The organism is Bradyrhizobium sp. KZN70725 (assembly GCF_055264925.1).
Genome location: NZ_JBUYWT010000029.1, coordinates 92,532 through 100,404 on the forward strand (window position 1 = coordinate 92,532; position 7,873 = coordinate 100,404).

Here is a 7,873-nt window from a genome sequence, read left to right on the forward strand (position 1 = left end):
CGTATGCCTCTTGTCGGAGGAGGTTCGTCATGTCGGACAATCGTTTATTCAACACACACCGTCCCTGGGAGGACTGGCTCGGCATGCTGCTCGGCGTGCTGATCATGGTCTCGCCCTGGTTTCCGATGCAGGTGAGCGGCGCCGTCGATATCGAGCGCAGCCACCTCGTCCTCAACAGCTTCATGGTCGGCATGCTGGTGCTCGGCATCGCCCAGCTCGAATATGTCGCGCTGCACCGCTGGGAGGAGGTGGCCAGCATCCTGCTCGGTCTCTGGCTGATGGCATCGCCCATGGTCTTTGGTTACGCCGAGGACCACGCGCTGCAGTTCTGGCACATCCTGCTCGGCGCGCTGGTCGCCTTTATAGGCGCGTTGCAGCTGTGGCAGGACTGGAACCTGAGCGAGCAGGAACTTGCCAAGCACCCGCAGTAGCGGGCTGGGCAGAAAACAACGGGTTGACCGCCGCCGGCGCGCGGTATCATCGGGCCGCGCCCGGCGGGCCTTGCCGAAGGCGGCGGCTTGGCGATAAACCGGGCGGTACCAATCCCTTGCGGCGCTTGAAGACGCCCGGTTCTGACCGAGGAAACACCCGATGATCGTCCTGACCTTGCCCTGTCTGTTGTGCGTATCGGCGGGGCGGCAATGAGCGGGACGGCTGCTGCCGCGCCGCGCGGCGGGATCGCGCGGGTGTCGCGCCGGGTGATGAACCTCGCCTACATCCTGACACAGAACGCCCGCCGCCACGGCGATCGCCCCGGCTTCGTCTGGAACGAGAAGGCCTGGTCCTGGCGTCACATCGACCAGAACGTCTCGGCGCTGGCGGCGGCATTGGCGGCGCGCGGCATCGTCAAGGGCGACCGCATCCTGGTGCATTCCAAGAACTGCGACGAGATGTTCTGGTCGATGTTCGCGGCCTTCCGGCTCGGCGCGGTCTGGGTGCCGACCAATTTCCGCCTGATGCCGGACGAGGTCGCCTATCTCGGGGCGGCCTCCGGCGCCAAGGCGTTTCTGTGCCACGCCGACTTCCCCGAACATGCCAAGGCGGCCGCCCATCCCGCGCTCGAATTCGTCTGGCGGATCGGGGAGGAGGGCACGTTCGGCGAGGCGACGCTCGGCGACGTCATCGCCAAGCACGCCGGCGCTGTGGTCGAGAACGTTACCGTCGATTACGACGATCCCTGCTGGTTCTTCTTCACCTCCGGCACCACCGGCCGCTCCAAGGCCGCGGTCTTGACCCATGGCCAGATGGCCTTCGTCATCACCAACCATCTCGCCGACTTGATGCCCGGCACCACGGAAGAGGACGCCTCGCTGGTGGTGGCGCCGCTGTCGCATGGCGCCGGCGTACATCAATTGGTGCAGACCGCGCGCGGCGTGCCGACCATCCTGCTGCCGTCGGAGAAGTTCGACATCGCCGAAGCCTTCCGGCTGATCGCCAAGCATCGCGTCAGCAACATGTTCACGGTGCCGACCATCCTGAAGATGATGGTCGAGCATCCCGCCGCCGACCAGCACGACCATTCCTCGCTGCGCTACATCATCTACGCCGGCGCGCCGATGTATCGCGAGGACCAGAAGGCGGCGCTGAACAAGCTCGGCGGCGTGCTGGTGCAGTATTTCGGTCTCGGCGAGGTCACCGGCAACATCACCGTGCTGCCGCCCGGCCTGCACGATCCCGAGGACGGGCCGCATGCGCGGATCGGCACCTGCGGCTTCGAGCGCACCGGGATGCAGGTCTCGATCCAGGGCGACGATGGAAGCGAGCTGAAGGCGCACGAGACCGGCGAGATCTGCGTGATCGGTCCCGGCGTGTTCGCGGGCTACTACGACAACCCCGAGGCCAATGCGAAGGCGTTTCGCGACGGCTGGTTCCGCACCGGCGACCTCGGCCACATGGACGAGGAGGGCTTCGTCTACATCACCGGCCGTGCCTCCGACATGTACATCTCGGGCGGCTCCAACATCTATCCGCGCGAGATCGAGGAGAAGCTCTTGACCCATCCCGCGGTCGGCGAGGTCGCGGTGCTCGGCGTACCCGATCCCTTCTGGGGCGAGGTCGGCGTCGCCGTCTGCGTCGCGCGCGAGGGCGCCGAGGCGGTCGCGGAGGCGGAGCTTGCCGCCTATCTCGCGCCAAAAGTGCCGCGCTACAAGATGCCGAAACGCTTCTTCTTCTGGGAGGCGCTGCCGAAGTCCGGCTACGGCAAGGTGCCGAAGCGGCTGATCCGCGACGAACTCGAGGCGCGCGGATTGCTCGAGGTGATCGCCAAATCGACGGGAGCGTGAGGCGATGCGCAGCATCGCCCAGCCTGGCGCTCCGCATCCAGAGCGCATCCAATGGGTCAGCGCGCGCGGCCGCGCCTTTTCATTCGTGCTCGAGGCCGGCATTCCCTTGCTCGAAGCCGTGCGCAGCGGCTTTGCGGCGGAGGGCTTTTGCAGCGGCGTCCTGAGCGCGAAAAGCGGCGCGCTCGGGCCGTTCGCCTATGTGATGCCGGCGCTATCGAAGGACGGCGTCAACGCCGCGTTCTACAGCGACACGTTCCGTCCCGACGGCGTGACCCGGCTCAAGCTGGCGGCGTTGACCTTCGGCGAACGCGACGGCGCGCCGTTCTTTCATTGCCACGGCCTGTGGACTGAGGCCGACGGCCGTTTCAATGGCGGCCACATGCTGCCGGAAGAAACCATTGTCGCCGAGCCGTTCGAGGTGAACGCGTTCGGGATTGACGGCGCGACGTTCCTGGCCGAGGCGGACAGCGAAACCAATTTCAAGCTGTTCGGTCCGGTCGCAGCCGAGCCGCGTGGGGCCAGGACCACGAGCCATGCCTTCGCGCTGCGGCTGCGGCCGAACCAGGATTTTGCCTGCGCGCTGGAAGCCTTCTGCCGCCAGCACGGCATCCTGCGCGCGCGGCTGCATGGCGGCGTCGGCTCGACCATCGGCGCCGTCTTCACCGACGGCCACAGCGTGGTGCCGTTCGCGACCGAGCTCGCGGTGACCGCGGGCGAGATCGCACCGGACGCGGATGGCCGGCTGCATGCCGAGCTCGACATCGCGCTGGTCGACTATCTCGGCGGCATCGCCGAGGGACGCCTGGTGCGCGGCGACAATCCGGTGCTGATGACGATGGAGCTGGCGCTGGAGGTGCTGGCGGAGGCGGAGCAGCCGTAGGGGCGGGCGCTTTCTCCCGGCGGTCGTCCTGGCGTTCGCCGGAGCCGATATCGCGCCGCGGCCTCCGCTGTCCCATAACCACAGACATTCGTTGTCGAAGCGAGCTGTGGCTCCAGCGTTATGCAATAATGACCTTCGGTGGTTATGGGTCCCGGGTCGCGCTTCGCTTGCCCGGGACGACACCTAATTTGTTGCGCGATCTGCGAGTCACATATCCGCATTCTCGCGACATGAATTGTCCGAGGCTTGCCGCCTTCGCCGCCCTCTCTTGACCAGGGGGCGCAGGGGCCGCTCACCTCCGCTTGCGGACATGGATGTTGATGTCGAGGTCGATCTCGCTGACGCAGGTCTGCTCGGTGCGATGCGATCCGCCCTCGTGCCAAGGGCCGTTGCGCAGGCTAATGTCGCTGACGTGAGCGAGCCGCAGGCAGCGCCATTGCGGCAGCCTGCCCGAACTCGAGCCGGCGAACTGCCAGGCCAGCACGACCTCTTCACCGCTCTTGTTGTGGCCGATGATGTGCGGACAGAGTTCGCGCGGCCGGCCGTCATAGATGCAGACGACCTGCTGTTCGGTGCTGACAGCCTTGCGGAAGAGTGCGTAAGACTTGCTGGGCATGGGGCATCCGGCCATCTAGGATTGTTGCGGGCTCTTATCATAAACTGGGCCGCCCGCCATTGTTTCCCCGGATCCGCGCACATGGCCAGACGAAACCGCCCGATCAACATGCCTGCGCCGTATCTGAAGCGGGTCTGGCTCGATCCTGCGCGAATTCCGAACCGCGATGCCTATCCGTTCGTACTGCCGCTGCTGCGCGACGATTTCGAGCTGAGCTTCGACAAGGCGATCACGATCATCGTCGGCGAGAACGGCACCGGCAAATCGACGCTGCTCGAAGGCATCGCCGTGATGGCCGGCTATGACGACGCCGGCGGCGGCAAGGGCTATCGCGCGGTCGACCACGGCAATGCCGTTGAGAAGATGGGCGGCTCGCTTGCGTCGGCGCTGCGTGCCAGCTGGCTACCTAAGATCACGAATGGCTGGTTCTTCCGCGCCGAGAGCTTTTTCTCGGTGGCGCGCTATGTCGATGAGGCCGCGCTGGATGTCGGGGACGTGCCGCCGAACTTCCTGTCCTATTCCCACGGCGAAGGCTTCCTGCGCTTCTTCAACGAGCGTTGCCAGCGGCAGGGCATCTTCATCTTCGACGAGCCGGAATCCGCGCTGTCGCCGTCGCGGCAGATCGAATTCCTCAAATTGTTGCACCGGATGAACGGCACCGGCCACTGCCAGGTGATCATGGCGACGCATTCGCCGGTGCTGATGGCCTATCCGAATGCGACGCTGCTGCGGCTGAGCAAATACGCACTGGAGCCGGTGAGCCTGAGGGACACCGATCACTACCGGCTGATGCGCGAGTTCTGCGACGATCCGAAAGGGTTCGTCGAGGCGGCGATCGAGGAGTGAGACCACCGCCCGGCGGACTTGCCTCCCGGGGAAGCCGGCGGGTGCGAGTTCGCTCTGGTGCAAGAAGCAGGTTGCCGGTCTAGTCTAGAACCTCCAATCATAAACTGCGGCATGCGCCAGGCGGCGCAGGGCCGACAGACATCGGGAGAGGACCAAGGATGAGGCGGTCGATCGCACGGACTTTCGTGGTGGTGGCGGCATTGGCCGTGTTGGGGGCCGCCTGGGCCCATGGGCCGACCCGCCAGAAGGTGCGGGAATCGATCGAGATCGACGCACCGCAGGCCAAGGTGTGGGCGGTGATCAGCAATTTCCAGGACATGAGCTGGCTCGCCGGCGTCACCAAGACCGAGGGCGAGAAGGGCAACGAGATCGGCGCCACCCGGCGGCTGACGCTGGGGCCCGGCGCCACCGTCGACGAGGAGCTCTACAAATACGAGCCGGAGATGATGAGCTATTCGTACCGGATCACGGCCGTCGATGTGAAGGTGCTGCCGGTCACCAATTATTCCTCGACGCTGACGGTGTCGCCGGCGCCCGACGGCAAGTCGAAGCTGGAATGGAACGGCGCGTTCTATCGCGGCTTTCCCAACAACGACCCGCCGCCGGAGCTGAGCGACGAGGCCGCGGTGAAGGCGGTGAGCGGGCTCTACAAGGCCGGGCTCGAAGCGCTGAAGAAGAAGATCGAGAGCGGGACCTGAGCGTGCGCGCGATTGCGCTCGTCGCGCTGCTTGCCAGCCTCGGCGCCGCGCGCGCCGAGGAGGCGTTCGTCACCAACCAGCTCAGCGACGATCTCACGGTGGTCGATCTCGCGACCTCGAAGCCGGTCGCGACCATCGCGATCGGCGGCAAGCCCGCCGGCGTTGCCGTCAGCAATGACGGCCGCTTCGCTTATGTGACCAGCCCGGATGCCAAGGCGGTCACGGTAGTCGACGCGCCGGCGCGAAAGGTGGTGGGCCGGGTCGATGTCGGCGGCGGGCCGCTCGGCATCGCGGTCGCGCCCGACGGCGCGATGGTCTATGTCGCCGACTGGTACGCCGCCGCGGTGCGGGTGATCGATGCCAGAGAGCGGCGTGTCGTCGCAAGTATCGCGGTCGGTGCATCGCCGTCCGGGCTGGCGGTGACACCGGATGGGCTGCTGCTGCTGTCGGCGGATCGCGACGATGACAGCGTCTCCATCATCGATACCGCCTCGCGCGAGCGGAGGGGGATCGTGAAGGTCGGGAGTCGGCCGTTTGGTGTCACCATCGATGCCGATGGCAAGCGTGCCTACACGGCCAACGTCGGCACCAACGACGTCTCGGTAATCGACGTCGCGACCGCGCGCGAGATCGGCCGCGTGCATGTCGGCCTGCGCCCCTACGCGGTGGCGCTGGCGCAGGGCCGCGGCTTCGTCACCGACCAGTATGACGGCAAGGTCAGCGTGTTCGACCTCGTGACGTTGCAGCCCATGAAGCGGATTACGGTCGGCGATTACCCCGAAGGCATCGAGGCGACCGCCGACGGCAAGCGTATCCTGGTCGCGAACTGGGAGAGCAACACGCTGAGCGTGATCGACGCCGCCGAGCTGAAGGTGATTGGCGAGGTCAAGGTCGGCGATGGCCCGCGCGCGTTCGGGGCGTTCCTCAGACGGACCGAGTAGGCGGAAGGTGCGTGGGGTGTCCCAAAATATCGAAAACAACCCCATGCAAAGGAGCAGGCTGCCGCCGAGACTCGGAAAAGCGACTTGACGCGTCGGGCAAATCAGCGGTACGTTTTTATTAATCCGAAATTGTGCAAGCGTCCGCCGCCGCAGGGTAGAGCCAACCGGCCCCTGCGGCCTGTCGCCGAGCCGCGCCCCATTGGCTCACCAGCGCGGCAGGCATATATTATCGGGCAAATAAGCGGAACACAGGGAGGATGCCATGCATCATACCTTGGTGCCCAGTGACCGGGTCGAGCATGTCTGCGTCTTCGGGCGCGATGGCGCCAAGCTCGGGTCGATCGAGCGGCTGATGCTCGACAAGGTGAGCGGAACGGTGGCCTACGCCATCATCAAGACCGGCGGCGTGCTGAGTACCCACCACCACTATCCCGTCAGATGGGCCGCGCTGCGATTCGATCCTGTGCGCCAGGCCTTCGAGGCCGAGGTGACGCTGGAGGATCTGCGCGCCGGGCCGTCCGAATTCGACGGCGACGAATTCGACTGGGGCGACCGCTCGCAGACGTACACGCACCCGAACTATTGGGCGGTGTAGCGCGGAGGCGAGGGGCGGTTGTTGTGGCCCGCATGAGCGAAGCGACATGCGGAGGCCGTCAACTTGTTCGGCCGGTGACCCCGGATATCGCTTCGCTCATTCGGGCTACTTGCTAAGGCAAATTTCGATTCCATTTGCTCCAATGGTCTTTGCTGGCTCCGTCGTGCTTGAGACGCTGGCGCACTTCGTCCGATAGAACTTCTTCCGAACAATAGAGCGGGATTCCAATTCCGCCATAGAATCCTAAGCCCGACAGATGATCTGCCCAAGGACGAATCGTCGGGTCGTCGAAAGCCATCCTGTAGGTGAGGTCGTAAACGAGGCCAGCTAAGATTGCTCCAGAGAAATCTAGGTCTACATGGCGCTTAGCTTCGTCTTGGACCACGTACATTGCTGCAACGGCGCTTTGCTCGCCGATCTCATTAAGCTCTTGGAGTTCTTGTTCGCTTAGCCCCTTGCCGACCAAAACATGCTTGCCCAAGGCAATTGTAGCTGTATCTGCAACGCAAATGACGTCTAGCAATTCGCGAGGATGATCAGAGGTTTCAGCGGCGTACTTTTGAACCGCGTCATATAAGCGGTGCCAGCCTTGGTCGTTACCCAAAGACTTGGAATGGGCCAACAATCCAAAAATTGGTGCCCCGTTCAATTCGTCATATGGGGTTCCTAGGCGGGTGGGCGCCTTTCGTTTGACAATGGACGCGGTTGAAAATGCTCGCTTGATGTCGCTGGTCCGTAAGGTCAATTTGCATTCAAAGGCGGCAACAACGCCGCCGGCGAAGACATATTTCTCGTTCCCTAGGACCGATCGACATTCAGGATTCCCAAGCGGTTTGATCGCTGATTCATAGAGTTCCGTGATTCGAGACACGGAGCAGATGGTGGCGGCGAAACGATATGAGCGGACGGAGGCGCAATGGGCGAGGATTGCGCCACTGCTGCCGGGGAAAGCTGGCGACCCGGGACGTACGGCTGCGGACAATCGACTGTTCGTCAACGGATGTTTGTGGGTTTT

The 7,873-nt window shown here is 64.4% G+C and carries 9 protein-coding genes and 1 pseudogene; 8 read left to right on the top strand and 2 right to left on the bottom strand.

Annotated features, from left to right (window positions below):
- Nucleotides 1–29: 29 nt before the first annotated feature.
- The 3 genes from ACZBJS_RS25380 (at nt 30) to ACZBJS_RS25390 (ending at nt 3,162) form a co-directional block, all read left to right on the top strand.
- Nucleotides 30–431, top strand: a complete 402-nt coding sequence (locus tag ACZBJS_RS25380) for an SPW repeat protein (protein ID WP_316398353.1) — start codon at nt 30–32, stop codon at nt 429–431.
- A 210-nt stretch (nt 432–641) separates the two neighbouring features.
- A complete protein-coding gene (locus ACZBJS_RS25385; protein ID WP_316398352.1) occupies nt 642–2,282 on the top strand; it encodes an acyl-CoA synthetase in 1,641 nt (546 codons plus the stop codon).
- Nucleotides 2,283–2,286: 4 nt separating this feature from the next.
- Nucleotides 2,287–3,162 (top strand): PCC domain-containing protein, encoded by an 876-nt coding sequence (locus ACZBJS_RS25390; RefSeq protein ID WP_316398351.1) that lies wholly within the window; start codon nt 2,287–2,289, stop codon nt 3,160–3,162.
- A 292-nt stretch (nt 3,163–3,454) separates the two neighbouring features.
- Here ACZBJS_RS25390 and ACZBJS_RS25395 read toward each other — a convergent pair whose 3' ends face one another.
- Nucleotides 3,455–3,778 (bottom strand): hypothetical protein, encoded by a 324-nt coding sequence (locus ACZBJS_RS25395; protein WP_168858303.1) that lies wholly within the window; start codon nt 3,776–3,778, stop codon nt 3,455–3,457.
- Nucleotides 3,779–3,967: 189 nt separating this feature from the next.
- On the opposite strand from ACZBJS_RS25395, the pseudogene ACZBJS_RS25400 reads away from it, so the two are divergent.
- From ACZBJS_RS25400 to ACZBJS_RS25420, 5 genes and pseudogenes are all read left to right on the top strand, one after another.
- Nucleotides 3,968–4,078 (top strand): annotated as a pseudogene (locus tag ACZBJS_RS25400) (AAA family ATPase); the annotation flags it as partial.
- Nucleotides 4,079–4,141: 63 nt separating this feature from the next.
- The gene (locus tag ACZBJS_RS25405; protein WP_463439405.1) at nt 4,142–4,624 is read left to right on the top strand and encodes an AAA family ATPase; all 483 of its coding nucleotides are present in this window, start codon (nt 4,142–4,144) and stop codon (nt 4,622–4,624) included.
- Between the two features lie 158 nt (nt 4,625–4,782).
- Entirely contained in the window at nt 4,783–5,322 is a 540-nt protein-coding gene (locus tag ACZBJS_RS25410; RefSeq protein ID WP_316398348.1) for an SRPBCC family protein, read from the top strand.
- A 2-nt stretch (nt 5,323–5,324) separates the two neighbouring features.
- Nucleotides 5,325–6,263, top strand: a complete 939-nt coding sequence (locus ACZBJS_RS25415) for a YVTN family beta-propeller repeat protein (protein ID WP_316398347.1) — start codon at nt 5,325–5,327, stop codon at nt 6,261–6,263.
- 262 nt (nt 6,264–6,525) lie between these two features.
- Nucleotides 6,526–6,858, top strand: coding sequence for a PRC-barrel domain-containing protein (locus ACZBJS_RS25420; RefSeq protein WP_316398346.1), 333 nt, complete (start codon nt 6,526–6,528; stop codon nt 6,856–6,858).
- 112 nt (nt 6,859–6,970) lie between these two features.
- Here ACZBJS_RS25420 and ACZBJS_RS25425 read toward each other — a convergent pair.
- Nucleotides 6,971–7,873: hypothetical protein (locus ACZBJS_RS25425; protein ID WP_463439406.1), on the bottom strand; the 903-nt coding region annotated here is incomplete at its 5' end.